Origin of the sequence: Devosia soli (assembly GCF_000970455.1) — a bacterium.
GTDB classification, from domain to species: Bacteria; Pseudomonadota; Alphaproteobacteria; order Rhizobiales; family Devosiaceae; genus Devosia; species Devosia soli.
Map to the genome: position 1 here is coordinate 78,567 of NZ_LAJG01000022.1, position 25,148 is coordinate 103,714.

Annotated in this window: 24 protein-coding genes; 10 read left to right on the forward strand and 14 right to left on the reverse strand. The window is 61.7% G+C overall.

Features of this window, described 5'->3' with window-relative positions; all coding sequences use genetic code 11:
- Positions 1-16: 16 nt before the first annotated feature.
- Together guaD and VW35_RS11250 are read left to right on the forward strand one after the other, a co-directional pair.
- Positions 17-1,417: a guanine deaminase gene (gene guaD, locus VW35_RS11245; protein WP_046143162.1), complete on the forward strand. Its 1,401-nt coding sequence runs from the start codon at positions 17-19 to the stop codon at positions 1,415-1,417.
- A complete protein-coding gene (locus VW35_RS11250; RefSeq protein WP_244465883.1) occupies positions 1,414-2,115 on the forward strand; it encodes a DUF2270 domain-containing protein in 702 nt (233 codons plus the stop codon). The genes guaD and VW35_RS11250 overlap by 4 nt, the downstream gene beginning before the upstream one ends.
- Positions 2,116-2,119: 4 nt before the next feature.
- Here VW35_RS11250 and VW35_RS11255 read toward each other — a convergent pair whose 3' ends face one another.
- Complete coding sequence (locus VW35_RS11255; protein WP_046143338.1) at positions 2,120-3,607, reverse strand: PAS domain S-box protein; 1,488 nt, start codon at positions 3,605-3,607, stop codon at positions 2,120-2,122.
- 273 nt (positions 3,608-3,880) lie between these two features.
- On the opposite strand from VW35_RS11255, the gene VW35_RS20630 reads away from it, so the two are divergent.
- On the forward strand, positions 3,881-5,887 hold the full coding sequence (locus VW35_RS20630; RefSeq protein WP_052951670.1) for a response regulator: 2,007 nt from the start codon (positions 3,881-3,883) through the stop codon (positions 5,885-5,887).
- Between the two features lie 12 nt (positions 5,888-5,899).
- Here VW35_RS20630 and VW35_RS11265 read toward each other — a convergent pair whose 3' ends face one another.
- The 3 genes from VW35_RS11265 to VW35_RS11275 all read right to left on the reverse strand — a co-directional run bounded on the left by VW35_RS11265 (position 5,900) and on the right by VW35_RS11275 (position 7,478).
- Positions 5,900-6,142: a hypothetical protein gene (locus VW35_RS11265; protein WP_046143163.1), complete on the reverse strand. Its 243-nt coding sequence runs from the start codon at positions 6,140-6,142 to the stop codon at positions 5,900-5,902.
- Positions 6,143-6,279: 137 nt separating this feature from the next.
- Entirely contained in the window at positions 6,280-7,080 is an 801-nt protein-coding gene (locus VW35_RS11270) for a creatininase family protein (protein ID WP_046143164.1), read from the reverse strand.
- Positions 7,081-7,088: 8 nt separating this feature from the next.
- Positions 7,089-7,478: a RidA family protein gene (locus tag VW35_RS11275; RefSeq protein WP_046143165.1), complete on the reverse strand. Its 390-nt coding sequence runs from the start codon at positions 7,476-7,478 to the stop codon at positions 7,089-7,091.
- A 211-nt stretch (positions 7,479-7,689) separates the two neighbouring features.
- Between VW35_RS11275 and VW35_RS11280 the strand changes: the two genes are divergently transcribed.
- From VW35_RS11280 to VW35_RS11305, 6 genes are all read left to right on the forward strand, one after another.
- Positions 7,690-8,691 (forward strand): ABC transporter substrate-binding protein, encoded by a 1,002-nt coding sequence (locus VW35_RS11280; RefSeq protein WP_046143166.1) that lies wholly within the window; start codon positions 7,690-7,692, stop codon positions 8,689-8,691.
- A 131-nt stretch (positions 8,692-8,822) separates the two neighbouring features.
- Positions 8,823-9,587, forward strand: coding sequence for an ABC transporter ATP-binding protein (locus tag VW35_RS11285; protein WP_083982726.1), 765 nt, complete (start codon positions 8,823-8,825; stop codon positions 9,585-9,587).
- Positions 9,584-10,453, forward strand: a complete 870-nt coding sequence (locus VW35_RS11290) for an ABC transporter permease (protein WP_083982693.1) — start codon at positions 9,584-9,586, stop codon at positions 10,451-10,453. The genes VW35_RS11285 and VW35_RS11290 overlap by 4 nt, the downstream gene beginning before the upstream one ends.
- Before the next feature lie 184 nt (positions 10,454-10,637).
- The gene (locus VW35_RS11295) at positions 10,638-11,951 is read left to right on the forward strand and encodes a cytosine deaminase (protein ID WP_052951671.1); all 1,314 of its coding nucleotides are present in this window, start codon (positions 10,638-10,640) and stop codon (positions 11,949-11,951) included.
- Positions 11,945-13,348 carry an FAD-binding oxidoreductase gene (locus VW35_RS11300; RefSeq protein ID WP_425283768.1) on the forward strand — a complete coding sequence of 468 codons (1,404 nt, stop codon included), beginning with the start codon at positions 11,945-11,947 and terminating at the stop codon, positions 13,346-13,348. The genes VW35_RS11295 and VW35_RS11300 overlap by 7 nt, the downstream gene beginning before the upstream one ends.
- The gene (locus VW35_RS11305) at positions 13,348-13,938 is read left to right on the forward strand and encodes an NAD(P)H-dependent oxidoreductase (RefSeq protein WP_046143168.1); all 591 of its coding nucleotides are present in this window, start codon (positions 13,348-13,350) and stop codon (positions 13,936-13,938) included. The genes VW35_RS11300 and VW35_RS11305 overlap by 1 nt, the downstream gene beginning before the upstream one ends.
- Here VW35_RS11305 and VW35_RS11310 read toward each other — a convergent pair.
- The 4 genes from VW35_RS11310 to VW35_RS11325 form a co-directional block, all read right to left on the reverse strand.
- Positions 13,935-14,720 carry an SDR family NAD(P)-dependent oxidoreductase gene (locus tag VW35_RS11310; RefSeq protein ID WP_046143169.1) on the reverse strand — a complete coding sequence of 262 codons (786 nt, stop codon included), beginning with the start codon at positions 14,718-14,720 and terminating at the stop codon, positions 13,935-13,937. The two genes, VW35_RS11305 and VW35_RS11310, sit on opposite strands and share 4 nt — an antisense overlap.
- Positions 14,721-15,497 (reverse strand): ATP-binding cassette domain-containing protein, encoded by a 777-nt coding sequence (locus VW35_RS11315; RefSeq protein ID WP_046143343.1) that lies wholly within the window; start codon positions 15,495-15,497, stop codon positions 14,721-14,723.
- A complete protein-coding gene (locus VW35_RS11320; protein ID WP_046143170.1) occupies positions 15,494-16,570 on the reverse strand; it encodes an ABC transporter permease in 1,077 nt (358 codons plus the stop codon). Before VW35_RS11320 ends, VW35_RS11315 begins: the two co-directional genes overlap by 4 nt.
- Positions 16,571-16,643: 73 nt before the next feature.
- Positions 16,644-17,663 (reverse strand): sugar ABC transporter substrate-binding protein, encoded by a 1,020-nt coding sequence (locus VW35_RS11325; protein ID WP_046143344.1) that lies wholly within the window; start codon positions 17,661-17,663, stop codon positions 16,644-16,646.
- A 238-nt stretch (positions 17,664-17,901) separates the two neighbouring features.
- On the opposite strand from VW35_RS11325, the gene VW35_RS11330 reads away from it, so the two are divergent.
- The gene (locus tag VW35_RS11330) at positions 17,902-19,143 is read left to right on the forward strand and encodes an ROK family transcriptional regulator (RefSeq protein WP_046143171.1); all 1,242 of its coding nucleotides are present in this window, start codon (positions 17,902-17,904) and stop codon (positions 19,141-19,143) included.
- Between the two features lie 5 nt (positions 19,144-19,148).
- Here the strand turns inward: VW35_RS11330 and phnE (VW35_RS11335) are convergent, their stop codons facing one another.
- The 6 genes from phnE (VW35_RS11335) to phnL form a co-directional block, all read right to left on the reverse strand.
- Entirely contained in the window at positions 19,149-20,492 is a 1,344-nt protein-coding gene (phnE, locus tag VW35_RS11335) for a phosphonate ABC transporter, permease protein PhnE (RefSeq protein ID WP_046143172.1), read from the reverse strand.
- 2 nt (positions 20,493-20,494) lie between these two features.
- Complete coding sequence (gene phnE / locus VW35_RS11340; protein WP_046143173.1) at positions 20,495-21,466, reverse strand: phosphonate ABC transporter, permease protein PhnE; 972 nt, start codon at positions 21,464-21,466, stop codon at positions 20,495-20,497.
- Between the two features lie 150 nt (positions 21,467-21,616).
- Positions 21,617-22,525: a phosphonate ABC transporter substrate-binding protein gene (gene phnD / locus VW35_RS11345; protein ID WP_046143174.1), complete on the reverse strand. Its 909-nt coding sequence runs from the start codon at positions 22,523-22,525 to the stop codon at positions 21,617-21,619.
- Positions 22,526-22,587: 62 nt separating this feature from the next.
- Positions 22,588-23,415: a phosphonate ABC transporter ATP-binding protein gene (gene phnC / locus VW35_RS11350; protein ID WP_046143175.1), complete on the reverse strand. Its 828-nt coding sequence runs from the start codon at positions 23,413-23,415 to the stop codon at positions 22,588-22,590.
- Positions 23,416-23,691: 276 nt separating this feature from the next.
- Positions 23,692-24,303: a DapH/DapD/GlmU-related protein gene (locus VW35_RS11355; RefSeq protein ID WP_046143176.1), complete on the reverse strand. Its 612-nt coding sequence runs from the start codon at positions 24,301-24,303 to the stop codon at positions 23,692-23,694.
- Positions 24,300-25,001, reverse strand: a complete 702-nt coding sequence (gene phnL / locus VW35_RS11360) for a phosphonate C-P lyase system protein PhnL (protein WP_046143177.1) — start codon at positions 24,999-25,001, stop codon at positions 24,300-24,302. The genes VW35_RS11355 and phnL overlap by 4 nt, the downstream gene beginning before the upstream one ends.
- Between the last annotated feature and the right edge of the window lie 147 nt (positions 25,002-25,148).

Consider the following 25,148-nt stretch of genomic DNA (forward strand, 5'->3'; position numbering starts at 1 on the left):
CCGCCGAGAGTCAGTCATGAGCAAGGCCCGTCGTTCAAGCCTGCGCGGTCGCGCCATCCTCGGCGATTTTTTCCACGCGCCGACAGTCGGCACCCTTGCCGTTCTTTTCGATACGCTGATCATCCTCGATGACGAGGGCCGCATCATCGATGTGCTTGGCCCGGACGCGCCGGAACGCAGTATGGCCGAAGCCGCTATGGGCGAGCGGATCCTCCGCCTCCCGCGAGGCACCTATGGCCTGCCCGGCTTTGTCGATCTCCATGTCCACGCCCCGCAATATCCGCAACTGGGCCTTGCACTCGATAAGCCGCTCGAAGTCTGGCTCAACGCCTATACTTTTCCGCTCGAAGCCCAATATGCCGATCTCGATCTGGCCGAAAAGCGCTATCGCGTCCTTGTCGAAGACCTGCTGGCCAATGGCACGACCACCGCGCTTTACTTCGCCACCCAGCATGTCGAAGCCAGCGCGCTTCTGGCCGATCTCTGCCTCGAGCTTGGCCAGCGGGCGTTGGTCGGCAAGGTCGCTATGGACGATCCGGCCTCGTGCCCTGATTATTATCGCGACGCCGATGCCGAAACGGCGATAGAGGGCACGCGCGCCGTCATCGATCACATCCGCTCCCATCCTGATAATGGGGAAGGGCGCGTCCTGCCGGTTGTCACGCCACGCTTTACGCCGTCATGTTCGGAAGCTGCCTTGGAAGGGCTTGGGGCGCTTGCGCGCGAGTATGGCTGCCATATCCAGACCCATTGTTCGGAAAGCGATTGGGCCCATGGCCATGCCCTTTCCCGCTTCGGCAAGACCGATGCCGAGGCGCTGGACGGCTTTGGGCTCCTGACCCGCCACACCGTCCTTGCCCACGCCAATTTCCTCGACAACACCGATATGGATCGGGTGTCGAGCCGCGGCTCGGGCGTCGCGCATTGTGCCCTTTCCAATATCTATTTTGCCAATAGCGTTTTTCCGCTGCGCGAGGCGCTCGAGCGCCAGGTCCGTGTCGGGCTCGGTACGGACATTTCGGGTGGTCCCTCCCGTTCGATGTTCGACGCGTGCCTCACAACCGTCCGGTCGTCGCGCATGCTCGAAGAAGGCGTCGATCCGGCGCTGCCCAAAGACCGGCGCGGCCGGCCCAATTCTGCCGTCGATCTCGTCACTGCTTTTCACCTGGCGACCGCCGGCGGCGCCGATGTGCTCGACCTGCCGGTGGGACGGCTGGAAAAGGGTTGCCGCTTCGATGTGGTCCTGATCGACGCCAGTGCACGCGCGGGCGGCATACGCCTTTTTGAAACGGTTGCGCCCGAGGCGATCTTTGAAAAGATCATCCATGGCGCCACCCGCGCCAATATATCGTCCGTCTTCGTCGATGGCTATGAAGTCGCCGGCACAGCGGCCATTGCGGATGGTCCCACCAGATGACCGGTCCCGATTCCACCCCGATCATGAACCCGGTCGCCCTTGCCACCCTGCCGCAAAGCCAGGCCGAGGCGACCAATGCGATGATCCACTATTATCGCGCCGAGATGGGCCGCATGAATTACTGGCGCTCGCGGCTCGATCTCACGACCAATTGGGCGATCACGGTCATGGCGGCCATGCTCTCGGTGACCCTGTCGACGCCGAGCGCCCACCATGGCCTCGTGCTCTTTGCCATGGTTATCCTCATGCTGCTTCTCGGCGTAGAAGCCCGGCGCTATCGGTTCTTCGATGTCTATCGCATGCGCGTGCGCCAGTTCGAGCGCCACTATTTCGCGCAGTTCTTTGGCCCAGAGCCCCAGGCGGGGGCCGAGCCGTGGCTGCAGATGCTGGCGCAGGATCTCAAGCATCCACGATTCCGCATCACCTTCTGGCGCGCCATGGGGCGGCGCCTGAGGCGCAACTACATCTGGATGTTCCTGATCCTGCTTTTGGCCTGGCTTCTCAAGATCGCCTCGCCCGATCTTCAATCGGGCGTGCATCTCGATCCCGTCCGTCCGGTCGCTACGCTGGTCGCGCAGGCGTCGACCGGCCCGGTGCCGGGCTGGTTCATGGTTGGGATCGTCGCCGTCTTCTATGCCGTCCTGCTCTTTGTCGCCTATTCAAGCCGCGAGCGCGGTGGTGACGAAGTCAGGGTATAGATGCTCAGTTGCTTGCGGTTGGGCGCCCGGAATAGGGGTCGAAGTCGTCGATCAGGGCGGATACCGGGGCGAGGATTTCATATTTCAGGCCATCGGGCCGGAATTCGATCGCGGCATGGCCTTTGAGTTCGGCCTGGACGATCTGCTCGACAACCCGCGAACCGAAACCCCGGCGCTTTGGTGGCTCCACCTTGGGGCCGCCCATTTCGCTCCAATAAAAGTGCAGCGATGGCTCGTCGCCCTGTTCAAGCGTCCATGTGATCGTCACCGAGCCGTTTTCGGTGGAAAGCGAGCCATATTTGACCGAATTTGTCGCCAGCTCGTGCAGCGCCAGCGAAAGCGTCGACACCGCCTTGGCGCCGAGCATCAGGCGCGGCCCGGCGACGCGAATATTGCCGGTGTGAAACGGGAAGATGCTTTTTTCGACGACATCGCGCAAGGTGGCGCTGCTCCAGCCTTCCTGGGTCAGCAGATCCTGCGCACTGGCCAGAGCCTGGACGCGGCCAAGCGCGCGCGACTGCGCATCCTCGACGCTTTCGGCGGATTTCAGCGATTGCACAAACACGGCTTGCGCCGTCGCCAATGTGTTCTTGACACGGTGGCTGAGCTCGCGAGCAAGCAGCTTGCGATGCTCCTCGGCTTCCTTGCGTTCCGTGATGTCTAGGCCAACGCCGGACATGATCGCCGCTTCGTCGACGAGATCGTGGCTCACCTGGCCGCGCAACTCCACCCAGCGGCTTTCGCCAAGCGGGGTCTCGAGGCGGCATTCGACCACAACTTCCTCGCCGGTTTCGACGGCACGGTCATGGGCCTGCTGCCAGGCGAGGCGATGGGTCTCGTCGAAGGCGGCCAGCATCTGGTCAAAGCTGAAACTTTCGCCCGGCGCCCGGCCGAAAATGGCCTTGAAGCGGGCCGATACGACCAGCCGCTTCGATTTGAGATCGAGCGTCCAGACGCCCATCCCAGCTGCCTGGAGAATGAACCGCAGGCGGGCTTCGGCGGCCGTCACGTCAAGCATGCGCCGCTCGACTTCGGACTCCAATTCCCCCTGCGACATCTGCAGTTCGGCGAGCCGGTTACGATCCGGGCTGACGTCGAACTGGGAGGCGAAGAAATAGGTCAGGTGGCCATTTTCATCGAAAACTGGGCTGATCAGCAGCCGATTCCAAAAGCTCGACCCGTCCTTGCGATAATTCAGCAGGTCGATTTCGATCGGCTCGCGCCGCGCAATGGCGTTGCGCACGCGCGTCACGTCATCGGCATTGGTGGCCGCGCCCTGAAGAAAGCGGCAGTTCTTGCCCAAAACCTCGTCGCGCGTATATCCCGTGAGCTTGGTGAAAGCGTCGTTGAGAAACACGATGGGATTGTCGGGCTGGTCCGGGTCGGTAATCAGCATCGGCATGCGCGTCGCCCGCACCGCTGCTGCGAATGGGTCGTTGGACGCTGCGGACTTGTGCAGCTCGACTTCGATGCGTTCTTGGTTCTTGTTCATGGCGCGCCAGCTATAACCTGCAACCGCCTGCTGCGCCATTGTGCGCCGATGAATTTATCGAGCGGGCAACCTTAGGCGGGCGCGCCATCGCGCACTTTGCAGGCTCCATCTTTGCTCTTGGAGGATGCCGCTGGGCTGGCCTCATAAACCCCTCTCGAGATCCAGTGGGGAAACCTGCAGCTCACGCGATAAACGTTGCAAACCGCTCGGGGTTAACCATAATCTGCGCCGTCAAGTTCGCGGCAGCGGCATTTCGGGCGAAGGTCGAGCACCATGAAGATGCCAGCGGGCGGGTTTTATTCGAGCTTGCGCTCTTTGGCCCTCCTCGTCCTTGCAGCCATAACCCCGCTGGTCGTTCTCGCGACGCTTCTCATTCCATCCAATCAGCGCGCCGAACAGCAGCGCCTTGATGAACAATTGCGCAGAGCGGCCGGGCGGGCGGCTATCGCAATTGAGCGCGAACTCTACACCCAGGAGCAGTTGCTTGCGATGCTGGCGGAGAGCCCGCGCCTCGATCCGCCGATCGATACAGCCAGCTTTTCCGATATCGTCGAGCGTCTGCGCGTGCGCCTGCCCGATTGGTCGAGCGTTCGCGTCAGCGATCCGGCTGGCCATCTGCTTTTCGTGTCGCCGCCGCCCGCCGTCGCAACGCATACCGTCATCGATCTTGCGAGCCACCAGAAGGTGGTCGACGACCTTGATCCGCAGGTCGGCGAGATGGTCACCGGTCCCGCCGGCAAACCGGGTTTTGCCTTGCGCGTTCCGATCATCCGCGATGGCAAGCTCGTCTATGTTCTCTCCGCCGTCATCCGCCCGTCCTCGCTCGAACATACGCTCGACAATACGGCTCTCCAGCCAGGGTGGGAGGCGCGTCTTGTCGATGGCGCCGGCCAGGCCATTGCTGGAGGTCCGACCGCCATCTCAGCATCTGCGGTTGCGTTGGAGGATGCGGGCTATCGCACCGATAAGGTCGCAATCGAAGGCACGTCTTGGCACGCCGTGGTCGGCATGCCGGTCGCCGCATATAATGCCAGCGAGCGCCTCGATTTCTGGATCGTTCTTGCGAGCGGCATCATCGCTGTCGCCTTCAGCCTTCTCGCCGCCGTCCTGCTTCGGCGCGAGCTGGCCTATCGCCGTCACCAGTCCGAGATCGTTGCTAGCAGCCATCGGTTCGATGCGCTGAGCAAGCTTGCCGGTGGGCTGGCTCACGATTTCAACAATCTCCTCATGGGCATTCAGGCAGGGCTCGACCAGCTCGAACGCCGCCGCACCGATGAAGCGCGCTTTGCCCAGGTTGTCGGTCTCATGCGCGAGTCGCTTGAGCGGGCCAAGTCGTCGGTGCAGCGGCTTTCCGGCTTCACCCGGCGCAGCGATACGGGATCGGAAGTCTTGCGCCTGCAGGATCGCTACGCGGACCTTGCGGCCCTCATCGCCCAGACCATGCGCGACGACATCGTACTCGAACGCGATCTCGACCCCCGCGTCTGGCCGATCAAGGTCGATCCGCAGGCGCTCGAAATTGCCCTCGTCAATCTGGCGTCAAATGCGCAGGATGCCATGCCGCGCGGCGGCAAGCTCAAATTTTCCGTCAAGAATGTCGAGCGTGCCGAGCGTCTAGCCCAGGGCGTGCGCGGGCGCCATGTCCACATCATGCTCGCTGATACCGGCCGTGGCATCGAGGCGGAGCACATGGCCAGGATCTTTGATCCGTTTTTCACGACCAAGGGCGCAACCTCTTCCGGTCTTGGCCTTAGCCAGGTCTATAGCTTCGTGCGCCGTTTCGGCGGCACGGCCTTTGCAGCGAGCGTACCGGGCGCGGGCACGGCCATCCATCTGCTGCTGCCGGCAGTCGAGACAGAAACCCCAGCGGTCCCGATCGTTCGCCGTCCGGCGCGTGGGCAAAGGGTGCTTGTCGTCGACGACGATCCGATCGTTGCCCATGGCGTTGCCGCCTTCTTGGAAGGAACTGTCGCTCATGTCGATATGGCTCATTCCGGCGCCGAAGGGCTCGAGCGCCTAAAAGCCCAATCCTTCGATACGCTTGTGACCGACATCACGATGCCGGGCATGTCAGGGTTCGAATTTGCCCGGCGAGCTGCCGAGCTGCGGCCCGATCTCAGCATTGTCCTGATGACGGGCTATAGCGATCAACTCGAAAAGGGCGCCGCCTCGCAGTTCCGGGTACTGGCAAAGCCCTTTGTCCGCGAGACGCTTCTCGAAGCCATCGCCAATCGCGTGGTGGACGAGGGCAATGTCGTCTCCCTCGACCGCCATCGCTAAAGCGCGCCGGCCTTACTGATTGCGCACGCGCTGTGTCGCGGGTGGGTTGGCTTCGAGCCGTTCGAGTGCAGCTTCATACTTTTCGGCCACTGCCGCATCGAATTCGTGGTCGATGGCGCTGAATTCGTAGTCGTGCACCTGTTCCTGGGTCAGCCCGGCTTCGGCGGCAAAAACCGCGATGTCCATGCCAAGCGCCAGGCGCCGGTTGTGGTCGCCCTTGGGCTGGTGGTCTTCATTGCTCGTATAGACGGCCATTGGAGCCTCCTCTTGCTGCCAGGGCACAGACAATGCCTGGCGTGTCGAGGCTAACGTCCTCGTGCCAAAAACGCTCCGGTCGTCGGCTTGAGCAGGACGCAGCGGCGCTGATCTTTTGGAGAGCTGGTCGCTGCCGCTCAGTTGTCCGCTGCTTTTCCCGGCAGCGGCATCGCGACCATCTCACGCAGCACATTTATCATGCCTGCGATATTGGCTTCGGCAATCACGCGCCCTTTTTCGGCCGTTGCGGCGCTCGCGTCGCCGACAGCGCCCGATGGATTGATGTCCGAGGCGATCCAGGCATAGACATGGCCAAAGGCGCCGGTGGGGCGCAGATACTGAAACTGCTGCTCGTCCCGCGCCGCGATCGACACAAAATTCTGCGCCTTGGTCATGTCGACCAGATGCGGCTTGAAGTGAAGAACGAGCGAAGTCTCCGAATCCCCGCCATGGATGCCGTGACGCCGTTCGAGATCGGTCAGGACATCGGGCGGGGTGAAGCGCCAGCCGCTCTTGACCGCGAGCATGCCGGCGCGAACCCGCAGCTCGCGCGCGACGATGCCCATGATTTCTTCGTTGCCGCCGTGAGAGTTGATGAAGATCAGTTTCTTCACGCCGGCACGGGCAATTTCAAGGCCGATCTGCGTCCAGCCATCGATCAGGTTGGTGGCCGTGTGGGTGATGGTGCCCTTGGCCCAGATATGTTCGTTGGATTTGCCGATCGCCTGAACCGGCAGGATGCGCAGGTCGAGATCGGCGGGCGCCCGTTCGGCCAGAAGTTCGAGCATCGAGGTATTGATGATCGTATCGGTGCCCACCGGCAGGTGCGGGCCATGCTGCTCCACCGCCGCGATGGGCAGGATGGCAATGGTCTTTTCCGGGTCAATCCCTTCGAATTCGCTGGCCGAAAAATCGGTCCACCAGATCTTGCGCATCATAAAATTCCTCAGGCGGGGCCGGCGGCGATGACTTCGATCTCGACGACGAATTCGGGCCGGGCGAAGCCGGAGACGATCATCAGCGTCGAGGCGGGATAGGGCGCGGCAAAAAGTGCGTTCCGCACACCCATATAGTCGGGCAGGTGCTCGCGCCCGGTGACATAGGCATTGATGCGGATGATGTGTTCAAGGCCGAGCCCGGCTTCGCGCAGGATAGCCGCGATATTTTCAAAGCAGAGTTTTGTTTGTCCGGCACAATCTGGCGGGACCGTCCTGTCTGCCGCGATCCCGAGCTGCCCTGAGCATAAAACCAAGCGCTGGCCGGGTGGCACGACGATGCCATGGCTATAGGGCGCAAAAGGCGGGTGGATGTCCTGGGGGCTGAGCGCGGTGATCATGGTTATCCAAAGCTTGCGCGGGGAATGCTAGTCAGCAGTAAAGCGCTTGACCAGACCCAAAATGAATTTTCTGCATGCATAGCAGGCATTCTTTTCGGCTGCCTATTTTTTGAGTTCCATTTGGCCCGGCGATGCGGAATGGTGGAGGTCAGGGCGAAGGAGATCGTCCAACTCATCAAGCCCGGGAAACGGGGCACAGGGAACGCAGCAGATGCACGCAACACTCAAATCGACGATCGTCGCCGTCATGGCGCTCGCCGCGACGCAGGTCTCGGCCCAGGAACTCGACAAGGTCACCTTCGCGACCAATTGGCTCGCCCAGGCCGAACATGGCGGCTACTACCAAGCCGTGGCCGACGGCACTTACGAAAAATACGGACTCGACGTCACCATTATGCAGGGCGGGCCGCAATCGCCGGGCCGGCCGATGCTTGTTTCGGGTCAGGTGCAATTCTACATGGGCGGCGCCACCGGCGCGATCAACGCGGTCAAGGAAGGCATTCCGACCATCACGCTGGCCGCGATCTTCCAGAAGGATCCCCAGATCCTGATGTCGCATCCGGGCAAGTTCGCGACCTTCCCCGAACTCGCCGGCGCCAGCAAATATATCCTCAGTGCTGATGGGTTTACCGGCTACTTCACCTGGATGAAGTCGAAATGGCCCGAATTCGTCGACGAAAAATACGAACCCTACCAGTTCAATCCCGCCTCTTTCCTTGCCGACGACATGGCGATCCAGCAGGGCTACCTGACGTCCGAGCCGCTGGCCATCGAACGTGAAGCCGGCTTTGCGCCCGATGTCTGGCTCCTCGCCGACAATGGCTATGCGCCTTATTCGACGACGATTGAAGCGATGAAGCCCTGGGTGGACGAGCATCCCGATATCGCCAAGCGCTTCGTTGAGGCCACGATCATCGGCTGGTCCAATTACCTTTATGGCGACAACAAAGCCGCCAACGACCTGATCAAGGCCGACAATCCCGAAATGACCGACGACCAGATCGCCTATGGCATCGAGAAGATGAAGGAATATGGGATTGCCGTTTCCGGCGATGCCGAAACCAAGGGCATCGGCTGCATGACCGATGAAGGCTGGAAAACTTTCTACGACTCCATGGTCACCGCCGGCGTCTTCGAAGCCGGGATCGATGTCACCCAGGCCTATACGACCGAATATGTCTGCCAGGGTCTTGGCGTCGACCTCTTCAAGTAAAATCCCGATCCCGGCGCGGGCATGTCGTCCGCGCCGCTCCGACCCTAGAATGGGCGATTGCTTTGACTGACCTGACGATTTCCGCGCCAGCAACAGCGGCGCCATCCAACGCTTCCCAGCTTGTCGTGTCGATGCGACATGTCGGCAAGCTCTTTTCAAACGGCACTCTGGCGCTCAAGGACATGTCGCTCGATGTGCAGCGCGGCGAGTTTTTGAGCCTGCTCGGCCCTTCCGGTTGCGGCAAATCGACGGCCTTGCGCATCATCGCCGGCCTCGGCGCGCCGAGTTCGGGCACGATCGACTGGCCATCGTCCAAGATCAGCAAGAAGGGCCTGCCGGAAGGCGATGTCGGTTTCGTGTTCCAGGAGCCGACGCTGATGCCCTGGCAGACGGTGTGGGGCAATGTCTATCTGCCGCTGCGCCTGCGCGGTGTTTCCAAGGCCGATGCCCATCCTGCGATCATGGAAGTCCTGGCTTCCGTCGGTCTTGCCGATTTCACCAAATCCTATCCGCGCGAGCTTTCGGGAGGCATGAAGATGCGCGTCTCGATCGCGCGGGCGCTGGTGACCAAGCCAAAGCTTTTGCTGATGGATGAGCCTTTTGCGGCGCTCGATGAAATCACGCGCCAGAAGCTCAATGACGACGTGCTGCGGCTTTGGCGCGAAACCGGCATCACGGTGATCTTCGTGACGCACTCGGTGTTCGAAAGCGCGTTTCTGAGCAATCGCATCGTCGTCATGCGGGCCCGGCCCGGCCAGGTCTATGCCGACCTGCCGCTTGAAACCTCGGCAGTGCGCGACGAACATTATCGCACTTCCGAAGAATATCGCGCGACGACGGACACCGTGTCGCGCGCGCTTCAGGAAGCCATCATGCGGGGAGCCCAGGCCAGATGAGCGACGCCGTTTCCTTCGACAAGGCCTCGACCGAGGCCGGCACCGACAGCCAGGTCGTCATTCCGGTCAGCCGCTCGAGCGTCGGCGAGCGCGTCTTGTCGATCGTCGTGCCGGTCTTCATGGTGCTGCTCGCCATCGCCGCCTGGCAGGCGCATATCATGATCAACCAGGTGCCGCGCTATATAATGCCGGCGCCGCTCGATGTGGTGAATGCGCTCTTTACTGATTGGGGCACGCTCGCGCCATCGCTGCTCGTCACCCTGCGGATCACCATGATGGCGCTCGGGATCGCGCTTATCGGCGGGGTCGGCCTCGCCATCATCCTGGTGCAGAGCCGCTGGATCGAACTTGCGCTGTTTCCTTTCGCGGTGATCCTGCAAGTGACGCCGATGATCGCCATCGCGCCGCTCCTCATCATCTACATGCCCGATACGCAATCAGCGCTGCTGACCTGCGCCTTCGTCGTCGCCTTTTTTCCGATCCTTTCGAACATGGTCGCCGGGCTCAAAAGCGTCGACCATAACCTTCTCAACCTCTTCGAGCTTTATGGCGCGAGCCGCTGGCAGACGCTGATCCATCTCAAACTGCCCTCGTCGCTACCCTATTTCGCCGCGGGCCTCAGGATCGGTGGCGGTCTTTCGCTGATCGCTGCAGTCGTCGCCGAGTTCGCGGCGGGTTCGGCCGGCAAGGGGTCGGGGCTGGCATTTCGTCTGCTCGAATCCGGCTATCGCCTCAATTATCCGCGGCTTTATGCGGCGCTGGTGCTGCTCATGGTGACGGGCGTCGCGATCTTCACGCTGACTTCGCTGATTTCCTGGGCCATGCTGCATCGCTGGCACGAAAGCGCGCTCAAGCGGGAGAATTGAAGGTGAACGTACAAGCAATCTTCATGGGATGGGCGGCGCCGCTCCCTATCCCGCCGAGTGTGGATGTTCCGCCCGGCAATGACGCTCCGGCACCTCTTTCCTGGGTGAAGGGGGAAGGACGCCTTCTCGATCTTGCCAGATTGCGTGGACGGCTGGCGTCCGTGCTGGCGGGGAGGTATCGGCTTTGAGTTTGTCGGTTCCGGCCCATGGCCACTATGCCATCGTCAATGCCGGCGTGCCGGCTTCGGTCGTGGGCGAGCCTGCTTCGGGTGCGCTCAGAAAGGTCGATCTCTCGATCGCCGACGGCAAGATCGTCGCGATCGGGACGGCAGGGTCGGCGACCGTGCCACAAAAGATCGACATGCGCGGCGATATCGTCCTGCCTGCCTTGGTTGATCTTCATACCCATCTCGACAAGGGACACATCTGGCCGCGAAAGGAAAACCCGGACGGCACCTGGATGGGAGCGTTGCTGGCCGTGCTCGCCGATCGCGAAGCCAATTGGGCCGCGAGGGACGTCGAGCGGCGCATGGATTTTTCGCTGCGCTGTGCCTATGCGCATGGGACGGCAGCGATCCGCACCCATCTCGACATGGCGCCGCCGCAGCACGAAATCACCTGGGACGTTTTTTCAGCCATGCGCGCGCGCTGGGCCGGGCGGATTGAACTCCAGGGCGCCGGCCTCATGGGTCCGGATACGATCCTTGATGCGGACAAGCTTCGGGCCGTCGCGAAAGCGACCAAGGCGGCGGGCGGCATCCTTGGCGGCTCCACTGCTGTGCATCCGGACAATCCGCTGATCATGCGGAAGTTAGTGGAGATTGCGGGCACGCTCGGGCTCGATATCGATCTCCACACCGACGAGAGTCCGGACCCGGCAGCTAATGCGCTCGAATGCCTCGCCGATGCAGTCATCGAAAGCGGCTTTACCGGTTCGGTGACAGCGGGGCATTGTTGTTCGCTCGCCGTTCAGGACGACGAAACGGCCAAACGCGTCATCGATAAGGTGGCGCGCGCGGGGATTGCCGTGGTCTCGCTGCCGATGTGCAACATGTATCTGCAAGATCGCGACAATAGTGACGGCGTGCGGACACCGCGCTGGCGCGGCGTCACTCTCGTCAATGAACTCAAGGCGGCGGGCGTTAAAGTTGCCATCGCCTCGGACAATACGCGCGACCCCTTTTACGCCTATGGCGATCTCGACGGCTTTGAAGTGTTTCGCGAGGGGGCGCGGATTTTGCATTTCGATCATCCGCAAGCTGAAGCTTTTGGCTGGGCGCGGGTGGTCTCGGCCGATCCGGCTGCCATTGCCGGCTTTGGTTACAAGGGTGAACTGGCGGCAGGGGCGCCGGCCGACCTCGTTCTCTTCAAGGGGCGCAGCTGGACCGAACTGATGTCGCGGCCCCAGGTCGACCGCACCGTCATCCGTGCCGGACAGGCGATCGACACCACCCTTCCCGATTATCGTGAACTTGACGACTTGATGGGCCAATCATGAGCATTGCCGCTTTCCGCGCCGAACTCGGCGACATTCCGCAAGAAGACAATCCGCGCATCGTGCAGCAGCGCAGCCGCGACCATTATTGGTATTCGCCCGTGCTCAAGGCCAAGCTCGACCATGTGACGGCCGAGGTGGTGGTGTCGCCACGCAGCAATGAGGAAGTGAAGACCGTGCTGCGCGCTGCGTTCAAGCATGGCGTGGCGATTACGCCGCGTGGGGCGGGCACGGGCAATTATGGGCAGGCCATGCCGCTTTCGGGCGGGGCGATGCTCAACTTGATGAACATGGATAAGGTGCTCGACATCAAGAAGGATCGCGTGCGGGCGCAAGCTGGCGCGGTGCTCGAAAAGCTCGATCACGAGACCAAGGCGGCAGTGGGCGGCGAGCTGCGGTTTCATCCTTCGACCTATCGCATGGCCTCCCTCGGTGGCTTCATCGCTGGCGGCTCGGGCGGGGTCGGGTCGATCCGCTGGGGTGGGTTGCGGGCCCTGGGTTCTATTCTTGGTTTGAAGATCATCACCTGCGAGGCGGAGCCGCGGGAGCTCGATCTTGTCGGCGAAGATATTTTGAAGGTCGCGCACGCCTATGGCACCAATGGCATCATCGTCGAAGCGGAGATGCCGCTGACCGAGGCGCATGACTGGATCGACGTCATGGTCGGCTTCGACGATTTCATGGAGGCGGCAGCGTTTTCCGAAAAGCTCGCGCGGCAAGACGGGATACTCCTCAAGGAACTCTCGCCCTGTGCCGCGCCAATTCCGGAAGCGTTCTTCAACCGCCACAAGCCCTATATCAAGGAAGGGCAATCGGTTGTCCTGATCATGGTCGCCCCGGTTTCGGTCGAAGCGCTGGCGCTCTTTGTCGCGCATCACAAGGGCGAAATGCTTTATCGCGCCGACAAGGCAAGCGATGAAGAATTGAAGCGCCTGCCGCCGATCTATGAGCTCGCCTGGAACCATACGACCTTGCGCGCGCTCAAGGTCGATCCGTCGATCACATATCTCCAGACACGCTATCCGACGCTGGAACATGTCAAAAAAATCGTCGACATTCTGGGCGACGAATTGCCCATGCATATCGAGATGACGCGGCAGGATGGACTGATCACCTATGCCGGCCTGCCGATGGTGCGCTACACGAGCGAGGAACGGCTCGAAGAGATCATTCGCATCCACGAGGAAAACGGCTGCGACGTCTTCAATCCGCACCGGTTTACGCTCGAAGAGGGCGGGATGAAGCGGACGGACCAGAAGCAGTTGGAGTTCAAGAAGGAAGCGGACCCCAAGGGCATTCTCAACCCCGGCAAGATGATCGCCTGGGAAAACCCGGATTTCGATTTTTCCTCCGGCAAGGCTTGGCTCTTCGATGGTCTTAATCCGGTGCATGCCGCCTGATGCGCGTTCACGTCATCCATGCTCATCCGGTCGAGACAAGCTTCAATCGAACGCTTTTTCGCACGGCGATCGAGGGATTGCAGAGCGCCGAGCATGAGGTCGATGCGCTCGATCTTTATGCGGATGGTTTTACCCCCGTCCTCACGCGCGAAGAGCGCCTTGCCTATCATGACGTGCCGGGCAACCTTACTCCTTCGATAAAACCCTATGTCGATCGGCTACAGGCCGCCGAAGCCCTCGTCATCGTCCATCCGGTCTGGAACTATGGCTATCCTGCCATCCTAAAAGGCTATTTTGATCGCATCTTCGTGCCCGGCGTGTCCTTCACCATGGAAGGCGGTGGGGACCGCGGCAAGCTCGTGCCATGCCTCACCAACATCAAGAAGGTCGCCTTTGTCACCACCTATGGCGGCAATCGCTGGCGCACATGGGTCATGGGCGATCCGCCGCGGCGCATCGCCATGCGCTGGGGCTGGGCGACGTTCCGCACCCGGCCCGATTATCTCGCGCTTTACGACATGAACAATGTGACCCCGGCCGGCCTCAAAGGCTTTCTCGGGCAAGTGCGAAACCGCATGGCGGCCTTCTAGACGGTCTTGAGCCAGCCGCCATCGACGAAATAGGTCGAGCCGGTCGAGTAGCTCGCCTTGTTCGAGCAGAGAAAGACGAAGAAGTTCGCCAGTTCCTCAGGCGTTGCGAAGCGCTTCATGCCGCCCGCCTCGTCGGCGACCGATTGGAGATGAGCTTCATACCCGCTTTCCCCGGCAATCTGCTTGGCCGTCTTGACCCAATCGGGCGTGAGGACGAGGCCGGGATTGATTGTGTTGACCCGGATATTATCCTTGACCACCTCATTGGCGAGCGTTTTTGAAAACATCATCAAGGCTGCCTTGGTGGTGTTGTAGATCGGCTCATACCAAAGCGGCTGCACGGCGCAGATCGAAGCATTGTTGAGGACGACCCCGCCGCCGCGCTGGCGCATGGTCGGCACAAAGCCGCGGGCAAGGCGCACCGCGGCCATCACGTGCAGGTCCCAATAAAACTGCCACTTGGCGTCTTCGGCCTCCTCGATGGTCTCGTTCGATCCGGTGCCGGCATTGTTGATCAGGATATCGACGCCGCCGAATTTCTCGCTGGCCCCCGCTATGACAGCATCGCATCCGGCACTCGTTGCGATATCGGCGGGAATGGCAATCGCCTCGACGCCGTGCAGTCCGGCAATGCGCGTCGCTTCCTCATGTGCGCGATCCGCCTTTCGGCCGACAAGCACGACATGTGCGCCTTCGGCCGCCAAGCCCTCGGCCACCGCCAGGCCGATGCCGACCGTGCCGCCGGTGATGACGGCGACTTTGCCCTTTAGTCCCAGATCCATCTAGGCCTCCACGCCCGCCGGAGGTTTCATGGCGCCGGTCATGATGGCCACTGCATCGGACATCGAGAAATCCCTGGGGTTGATTACGGCGATGCGCTTGCCGAGGCGGTGGATATGGATGCGGTCGGCGACCTCGAAGACATGGGGCATGTTGTGCGAAATAAGGACGATCGGCAGCCCGCGCCGCTTGACGTCGAGCATGAGTTCGAGCACCCGGCGGCTTTCCTTGACCCCAAGGGCCGCCGTCGGCTCGTCCATGATGACGACGCGGCTGCCAAAGGCCGCTGCCCGCGCCACGGCTACCCCCTGGCGCTGGCCACCGGAGAGGGTTTCCACGGCCTGGTTGATGTTCTGGATGGTCATCAGCCCCAGTTCCGAGAGCTTTTCCCGGGCGATCTTTTGCATCTTCGTGCGGTCGAGCCCCCGAAACACCGATCCCATGATGCCTGGTTTTCTCAGTTCCCGGCCCAGGAACATGTTGTCCGCAATCGAGAGGGCCGGAGAGAGCGCCAGGTCCTGATAGACGGTCTCGATCCCGGCAAGCCGGGCTTCGAGCGGCGAGCGGAAGGACACCGTCTTGCCCCCGAGCCGGATTTCGCCGCCATCGGGCACGACGGCGCCGCAGAGCGCCTTGATCAGGGTCGATTTGCCAGCGCCATTGTCGCCGATGACCCCCAGGATCTCGTTTTCCCGAAGATCGAAATCGGCATTGTCGAGCGCCACGACGCGGCCATAGCGCTTGGTGAGGCCACGGGCCTCGAGTACGGGTTCGCTCATGCCGAAACCCTCCGGATCCATTGATCGATAGCAACGGCGATGATGATCAGCGCGCCAACGGTCAACTGCCGCCAGAGCGGATCGACGCCGGTCAGCGACAGGCCCGAATCAAAGACCCCGACAATCAGCGCACCGAAGAGCGTGCCGACGATCGAGCCGCGCCCGCCAAAAAGCGACGTTCCGCCGATAACCACAGCGGTGATCGCGTCAAGGTTTGCCGTCTGGTTGCCGAGAGGCGAAACGGCACCGACGCGACCGATGAGCACCCAGCCGGCAATGCCGCAAAGGAGCCCGGCAATCGCATAGACGCCGACGAGCGTGTGGTTGACCTGGATGCCCGAAAGCCGGGCCGCATTGGAATCGTCGCCGATGGCGTAGACGTGGCGCCCGAAGGCAGTGCGGCTTAGCATATACCAGACGAGCGCCGCGACGGCGATCATCAGGATCGAGCCATACATCAGGAAGGCACCGCCCCCGACGGGTATGCGCGCCCCCATGGACTTGAGAAAGGGCGCAAACTGGTCGAGCGCCTGTGAGCGGATCGTCGCGGCGTTGGAAACAAGCGTGATCAGGGCGCCATAGATGCTCCAGGTGCCGAGCGTCACGATGAAGGGCGGCAGCTTGAGCGCCGTCACGAGGATGCCATTGGCAAGGCCACAGAGAAGGCCGGTCAGGAGACCGATGGGAAAGGCCAGGACGACGGGCACCTGATAGTCGACCGCGAGCTTGCCCATGATGATCGAAGACAGAACCATGATGGCACCGACGGAAAGATCGATGCCAGCGGTGATGATCACGAGCGTCTGCGCCGTGCCCAGAAGGGCGATCAGCGTCACCTGCGCCAGGATCAGCGAAAGATTGAGCGCGCCGAAGAACTTGCCGCCGGTGACGAAGGCGAAGATGACCACGGCGACGATCAGGATGATCGCCGGGATGGCGGTGGGATTCTGGTGAAAGAACTGCTGGATGCGGCGCAGGGGGCTTGGGGCGTCCTCATCGAAACTGGCAACGCCGTGACTGGCATTGCCGAGGCCGCGCTCCGCCGTGGCCGAACCGGTGGCGTCATCGCTCATGCCGAGGCTCTCCGCTGGATTGGGTCTGAACAGAACCCTCCCCGACAAAGGGCCGGGGAGGGGAGAATGGGACTTAGCCCCAGCAGAGCTTGGCGCCTTCGGCGGTGTCGATCGATTCCACACCCGCCACCGGCTTGTCGGTCACGAGGCGCGCGCCCGTGTCATAGAAACCGAGCTTGGGATCGACTTCAGGCTTGGTGCCATCCTTGGCGAACTTGGCGATCGCCTCCATAGCAAGCGAGGCCATGTCGAGCGGATACTGTTGCGCCGTGGCGCCGATGATTCCGTCCTTGACGTTTTGAACGCCCGGGCAACCGCCATCGACAGCAACGATCAGCACATTCTCCACCCCGGCTGCCTGCAGCGCCTGATAGCCGCCCGCTGCGGCCGGTTCGTTGATGGCATAAACGACATTGATGTCCGGGCAGCGCTGCAGCAGCGTTTCCATGGCGGTGACGCCGCCTTCTTCGGAGCCGGCGGTCACTTCATGGCCGCAGATGCGGGCATCGTCTTCATCGCCATATTTGTTCGGGTCCTTCACATCGATCCCGAAGCCTTCCATGAACCCTTGGTCGCGCAGGTAGTCGACCGTGGGCTGGTTGGTGGCAAGGTCGAGGAAGGCGATCTTGGCATCGGCAGCCTTGTCGCCCAGCGTGCCGGCAGCCCATTGGCCGATGAGCCGGCCGGCCTGGCGATTGTCGGTTGCAAAGGTCGCGTCCGCCGCGTCCATGGGATCGAGAGGGGTATCGAGCACGATGACGAGGAGCCCGGCATCGCGCGCCTGCTGGATGGTCGGCACGATAGCCGAGGAATCCGAGGGCACGATGGCAAAGCCTTTGGCGCCGGCGGCGATCAGGCTCTCGATGGCCGCGATCTGGCTTTCGTTGTCGCCATCGAAATCGCCCGCGAACGTGCGCAGCTCGAGGCCGAGTTCCTTGGCTTTGGCTTCAGCGCCTTCGCGCATCTTGACGAAGAAGGGATTGCCTTCCGTCTTGGTGATCAGTCCCACGATATCCTGTGCATAGGCAGCAGTTCCGCCTACGAGAGTGCACAGCAAGGCGGCCGCTGCAGCGGCTTTGAATAACCTGTTCATGTGTTCTCCTCCTGGGCGCGCCGGTTTGTCCGGTCGGGCCAGCTCAGCAGGTCTCGGTCTCCTCCCGCCCTGCTTGAAGGCGATGATCATCACGCTCAAAAGCGCCTGTCAATAAATTAATCCGATGGATTTATTAATTGACAGGGCGGCAAATGCTGACGTTTGATAGCGGCAGAGCCGCTGGCATTTTGACACAACCTGCGATAGGCGGGGGTAGCAGCAGGCGGAGGTAGATTAAGTGGCTGGCGCCGTCAGGACGATCAGGGGGCGGTCGGACGACCTCAGCCGCGGCACGAACCAGAGCGGCGTGCGGCTTTACAACGAGCGCCTGGTGCTATCGCTGGTACGCCGCCACGGCAGCCTGCCAAAGGCCGATATCGCCCGCATGACCGGGCTCTCGCCCCAAACAATTTCCATCATCGCCAATCAGCTCGAAGACGATGGGCTCTTGCGGCGCGAGGCGGTAGTGCGTGGCAAGGTCGGCCAGCCTTCGGTCCCCTATTCGCTCAATCCAGAAGGCGCCTATTCGATCGGCCTCAAGATCGGGCGCCGGAGCGTCGATCTATCGCTGATCAACTTCACTGGAGAGGTGCAGCGTTTTCTTCACCAGACCTATGCCTATCCCACGCCCGCCATCATCCGGGCGTTCACCGAGAAGGGCCTCGCCGATCTCCAGGCGAACCTGCCCGCGGAAGTGCTGGCGCGCGTGACCGGGCTCGGCATCGCCTCCCCCTATGAGATGTGGACCTGGCCCGAGGAAATAGGGGCGCCGCGCGAAGACATCGATGTCTGGCGCAAGACCGACATTCGCGCCGACTTGGCCAAAACCTGTCCCTGGCCGGTCTATTTCTACAACGACATCACCGCAGCCTGCGCGGCCGAGTTGATGTTCGGCCGCGGCGCCGAATATGTCGATTATCTCTATATCTTCATCGGCTCGTTCATTGGCGGCGGGCTCGTCTTCAATGGGCATCTGTTTCCGGGCCGCACCAACAATGCCGGCGCCCTGGGGTCGATGCCGGCAGGATCGGGACAGGGCGGGCACGCGGCGCAATTGATGAATGTCGCCTCGATCTATGTGCTCGAGCGTGAACTCATCCGGCAGGGTCGCCGTGCCGAGATTCTCTGGCAATCCCCCGACGATTGGGGCGACGATCTTGGTCCGGCGCTCGATCGGTGGATCGGGCAGGTGGCCCATCATCTTGCCAATGCCATCCTCTCGGCCGTTGCGGTAATCGATGTCGAGACCGTCGTCATCGATGGCGCCGTGCCTTCTGCCGTGCGCGCGCGGATCATCGGGGCGACGCGCGATGCACTCGGGGAGAGCAATCGACAGGGGCTATCGGCCTTTACGATCGTCGAAGGCACGTTGGGCACCAGCGCCCGTGCCCTCGGCGGCGCGGCCATTCCGCTCCTTGCCAATTTTACCCAGGATCGCGAAGTTCTCTTCAAGGACAATCCGTTCAGCGCACGCTCCTGATCGGCTCAATGCGCTCCCGGTCCGATCAGCCGCGAGCGGATAGCGTTGGAAAGATTGTCGAACAGGAAGACGACGAAAAGGATCAGCAGCACCATATAGGCAACCTTGTCCCAGTCGGAATTGGTGCCCATGGCTTCGAGCAGTTTCAGGCCGATCCCGCCGGCGCCGACTGCACCGATAACGGTGGCCGAACGGGTGTTGGATTCCCAGAAGTAGAGCGACTGCGATACGAACACCGGCGCCACCTGCGGCACGACGCCATAGCGGTTGACGGCGGCGGGGCTGGCGCCGACTGACTTCATGCCCTCGCGCTGCTTGTCGTCGACGTTTTCCAGCGCCTCGGCATAGACTTTTCCGAGCGCCCCGGTATCGGTGAGGAATATCGCGGCGATCCCCGGGATTGGCCCTGGCCCGAAGCCGCGAGTAAAAAACAGCGCCCAGATCAGCATGTCGACAGAGCGGATGAAGTCGAAGAACCGCTTCATCCCCCAGTTGGCCGCCCGGTTGGGCGTGATGGTCCGCGCCGCAATAAAGGCAAGCGGGAAGGCGAGGAGGGTCGCAAGCAGCGTGCCGACAAACGCCATGACCAGGGTCTGGAGCAGTTTGACGAGAATGTCGCCATGCTGCCAGGCCTGGTTGTTGAGCCACTGGTCAAGCACATAGCTTGCATTGCTCATTTCGGGATTGATCCGGTCGCCCGAAAGGATCAGCCCGATGGTCGAGAAGAGATCGTGACCCCAGAGCGGGGATTTCGGATCGTAAAGGAAATTGGCCCAGCCGAAGAACCGGCGCTGCACCGCAACTTGGTTGGCGCGGATCTCGGCCTGCCCTTCGAACCCGAAATCAACAACCACCTTCTGCCGATCCTGCTGGATCGCTGCCGGCGCGCCTTCAGGCGCCAGCGCCGCATCCGCCGTGATCGTCACGGGCCAGACTTCGCCATTGAGATAGACATCGACCTGCTGCGTCGTGATGTCGAGCCGGTCGGCCTGACTACCGAAGGTAACAGTCATGCTGCCATCGGCATTCGGGGTCAGCCAGTCGATCGTGGCATTAGCCGGATACTGGGCCCGGCTCGACCATTGGGGCGTGACGACGCCATCCTCGCCAAAGCGCAGCCGCGGCTGGGCGCGCCATGAGAACCAGTCCTGCACATAAATAGAAGCGCGGTCCCATTTGCCGTTGGAAAGGGCAGGGCCGACATTGAAGAAAAACCAGCAGAAAACGAGATAGGCCAGCGTCAGCGCAATGCCGAACACAAGGCCATGGCGCTTGAAGAACGAGGTCTTGAACACCTCGGGGAACTTGTTTTCGAGCCGAGCGCGCTCGGCAGCACTGATCGCCGACATTTTTAAACGCTCGCCTTTCCGAAATCAAAGCTCTGGTCACCCACTAGGCGCCGCCGCAGCCAGCCCGAAAACTGGTCGATGGCGATGATGGTGACGAGCAGCAGGATGATGATGGCATAGGTCTGAGCCGCATAATCGCGCCCGATCGAGAGGCGAAACACTTCGCCGATCCCGCCGCCACCCACCGCGCCGATGATTGTCGAAGCGCGCACATTGATCTCGGTGCGCAAGAGGGCATAGGAGACGAAATTGGGCATGACCTGCGGGACGATGGCAAAGCGCACGCGCTCGAGCCAGCTCGCCCCCACCGACTTCAACCCCTCATCGGGCTTCATGTCGGCATTCTCGACGACTTCGAAAAACAGCTTCCCGAGCGCGCCGATCGTATGCAGCGACACCGCCGCAATCGCCGCGATCGGCCCGATGGAAAGGACGGCAGTAAGAAGTCCGGCCACGACGATTTCGGGAAAGGCGCGGAAGATTTCCATGATGCGCCGCACCACCCAGCGCACCGGTCCCGCGCCAACGAGATTGGTCGCGGCAAAAAAGCAGAGCACAAAGGCGAGCGACCCGCCGATAATGGTCGAGACCACGGCGATATTGACCGTCACCAACAGCTGATAAACGAAGTTCGGGATGTAGAAGCTGTCGGTCAAATAGATGTTGGACGAGGTGTAGTCATATTTGGCCGAGCCATCGAAAAAGGGTGACTCGAGGCCGAACATGGCGCGAAAGATCTCGAACGGATCGCGCGGCAGAAAATTCTTGATGAAGTCGAACATATAGGGAAGGCGTTCAAAGAACTTCCCCGAGTTCGCCGCATTGGCATAGCTCATCGCCGCGAAGAGCGCGATGATGATGCCGAGGACGGCGATCACCGAATAGACCCGGCGCGTCATCACCTGGCTGCGATAATGCCGCAGGATAGTTTCGCCGGCGGGCGAAAGTCCGGATTGATGACCGATGTCTGCCATAGGCGCGGCGCCCCCACCAACTGGATGTCACCCCGGCGAAGGCCGGGGCCCATCTTGAGATTTCAGGATGGATCCCCGCCTGCGCGGGGAAGACATCGCATGTGTGAAAGCCGCGGTGGCAGTTTGCGACCGCGGCTAAAGATCAAAAAATCAGCCGCCGATAACTGACTTACGGGCGTCGATGATCGTCTGGTACATGGTCTGGTCGGCGTCGACGAAGTTGGTGTAGCCGCCGGCGGTGAATGCATCGAAGCATTCGAAATCGGTCTCGGGCAGCGCCTTGAACATGGCGGTGACCTTTTCCTTGATGTCGGCGGGCAGCTTGTTCGACACCATCAGCGGGCCGTTCGGGATGATCGGCGACTGCCAGACTTCGACGAGGTCGTCCATGTCGAGGAGGCCCTTGTCGACCATGATGCGGAGGTTGCCGGAGGTATACCCCTCCGAGAAGTCGCCCTGGCCCGAACCGAAAGTGGTGCCAACGTCCCAAGTGCCGTCGAGAACGCCGAGCACGAGGTTTTCGTGGCCGCCGCCAAAGCCGGTTTCGCTGTAGAATTCAGCGATCGGCATGCCGAGGTCGGCCGGCAGGGCGACGGACGGGATCAGGTAGCCCGAGGTGGAGTCCGGATCGGCAAAGCCGAGCTTCTTGCCCTTGGTCGAAGCCAGATCGGTGATGCCCGAATCCGAGCGTGCAACCATGATCGTGTGGTAGCCCGTCGAACCGTCTTCCTGCTGCGTGGTCAGAACCGGGTCAACGGCTTCCGGATCCTGCAGGTAGATCGCGGCATAGGACGAAGCGCCCATGATGGCGATGTCGATGGTGCCGCCGAGAAGGCCCTGGATCACGCCGTTATAGTCCGGCGATGGGAAGAACTGGACCTCGGTAGCGCCGGTTGCAGCCTTCAGCGGCTCGGCAACGCATTCGGAACGGCGGAGCTGGTCAGCTTCGTTTTCGCCGCCATCAAGGCCGATGCGGAGGACGAGGCCGTCCTGGGCAAAGGCTGCGGTCGACATGGAAAGCGCGACGGAAGCAAGAAGCAGTTTACGGATCGCGGACACGGGAGGTCTCCTTTGGTGACGCGTTTGGGTAATCTCGGCTTTCTTGAAAAAGGGGCCGAGTTTCAGGGTGCCTGCTGCGCGTTGGTCGGCGTGCGCGGCAGGATGCTTACCGGCGCAATCGCGGTTGAGGTCAGGCTTTCGGAAAAGGCCTCCTTCAAGCCATCGGCGCCATAGATTGTGCGAGCGACATCGGTCGTCAGCTCGTCGGGCGTGCCGTCGAACACCACCTTGCCCGCGGCCATGCCGACGATCCGCTCGCAATAAGCGCGCGCCGTATCGAGCGTGTGGAGATTGGTGATGACGGTGATGCCTTCGGCATTGATGTCGCGCAGGCTATCCATGACGATCTGCGCATTACGCGGATCGAGCGAGGCGATCGGCTCGTCGGCTAGGATCATCTTCGGCTTCTGCATCAGCGCCCGCGCAATCGCGACGCGCTGTTGCTGCCCACCGGAAAGCGTCTGCGCCCATTGCGTCGCGGTCTGCGCGATATCGAGCCGCTCCAGCGCTTTCAACGCTTCGAACTGCTCGTCCGGCGAAAACACCTGGAGGAGATTCAGCACGGGATTGCGGCCGTTGAGGCGCCCTAGCATCACATTGGTGATGACATCGAGCCGCGGCACGAGGTTGAACTGCTGGAAGATCATGGCGCAATCGCGCTGCCAGGCCCGCAGCGCCTTGCCCTTGAGCTCCGAGGTGCGCACCCCGTCATAATCGATATAACCCGACGACACATCGTTGAGCCGGTTGATCATGCGCAAGAGCGTCGACTTGCCGGCGCCCGAGCGGCCGATAATGCCCACCATCTGCCCTTGCGGGATCTCGAGCGTCACATCATCGACGGCGACCTTGTCACCGAAGCGTCGTGTAACGTGCGAAATCTTGAGCATGTCGGCGCCCCAGCCATTTCAGATGGGGATCACCTAAAGCGCGCGTGTAACGCCCCCATGTATGATCGGTGACGGTTCCATGACTATTCACCGGTGCGCCGTGGGTTGGCGCGCAATCCCCCACCCGACCTCCCCCTGGTAGGGGGAGGGACGCATCGAGCTTGCCTTAACGTCAGTGAGCCACCGACCAGATCCCTCCCCCTACCAGGCTCCAAAACGTCCCGTAGGGCAAATTGCTCCAGTGGAGCAATTTGAGGGGAGGAGGCTAGGTGGGGGTCACTCATACTTCTCCAAAAACGCCTCGATCCCCAGCGCCCTAAAATCCGGCAGCGCCTGATGCAGTTTCTCGTGGCTCCAATCCCACCACTTCATCGCATCGAGCCTTGACGCCACATCATCGGAAAACCGCTGCCTGATCGTCCGCGCCGGCACACCCACGGCAATGGCAAAATCTGCCACGTCCTTGGTCACCACGGCATTGGACCCGATGATGGCCCCATTGCCGATCGTCACCCCCGGCATGACCACCGCCCCATGCCCGATCCAGGTATCGTGCCCGATGCGAATGCCATTGCTGGCGCGCCAGTCGAAAAAGTCCTGGTCGTCCTCCTCGCCCTCAAAGTACCAGGCCGAGCGATAGGTAAAGTGATGGAGCGAAGCCCGCTCCATCGGATGCATGGACGCATAAATCCGCACATGGCTCGCGATATTGGCGAATTTTCCGATGTCCGCGTAAGCGATCTGCGTGTTCTCGACGCAATAGGAATAGTCGCCGATCTTGGACCGGCTCACATGCGAGCCCGCTCCGATCTCGACATAACGCCCGAGTTCGGAATCCCTCACCTGCGCCGTCGGATGAATAGATGGTGTGTCGCCAAGCCGGGTCATGCGGCCACCTTCGGCGCAAAGCCCGTCACATCGACGATCCGATCCGCCACCTCCGCCCGAACCTCTTCATCGTGGAAAATCCCGAGCATCGCGACCCCTTCGCGTTTCTTCTGCGCGATCATGCCGACCACCACGGCGCGGTTGGCCGCATCGAGCGACGCCGTCGGTTCGTCGAGCAACAGCACCGGGTGATGCGTGATAAAACCGCGCGCAATATTGACCCGCTGCTGCTCACCGCCCGAAAACGTCGCCGGCGGCAGCTCCCATAGCCGCTCCGGCAGATTGAGCTGCGCCAGCATTTCCCCCGCTCGCCGCTGCGCCTCGGCCTTATCGACCCCACGCACCACCAGCGGCTCCGCCACGACATCGATCGTCGAAACCCGAGGCACCGTCCGCAAAAACTGGCTCACATAGCCGATCGCATCGCGCCGCAAAGTCAGCACCGTACGCGGATCGGCACTCGCCAAATCCACCAAGGCGCCGTCATGCGCGATCATCACCGCGCCGCGATCGACCCCATAATTTCCATAGACCATCTTCAAAATGGACGACTTCCCCGCCCCCGATGGCCCACCCAGCACAACGCATTCGCCGGCACTGACCGCAAAGGTTACATTCTCCACCACCGGCAGGCTGAGGCCTCCACGAAGGTGCATGGTGAAAGTCTTCGCCAGATTTCTGACGGATAGAGCGGTCATTTTTCGAACTCCGATGTGTCAGTCGACACCCTCCCCCATGCGGGGAGGGTCAGGGAGGGGGGATGAGAGCCACGATATCCGGGCTCCCGCACCTCCTCCCAACCTCCCCCGTCGAGGGGGAGGCGCAGGCCGGTGCTAGAAACTGAT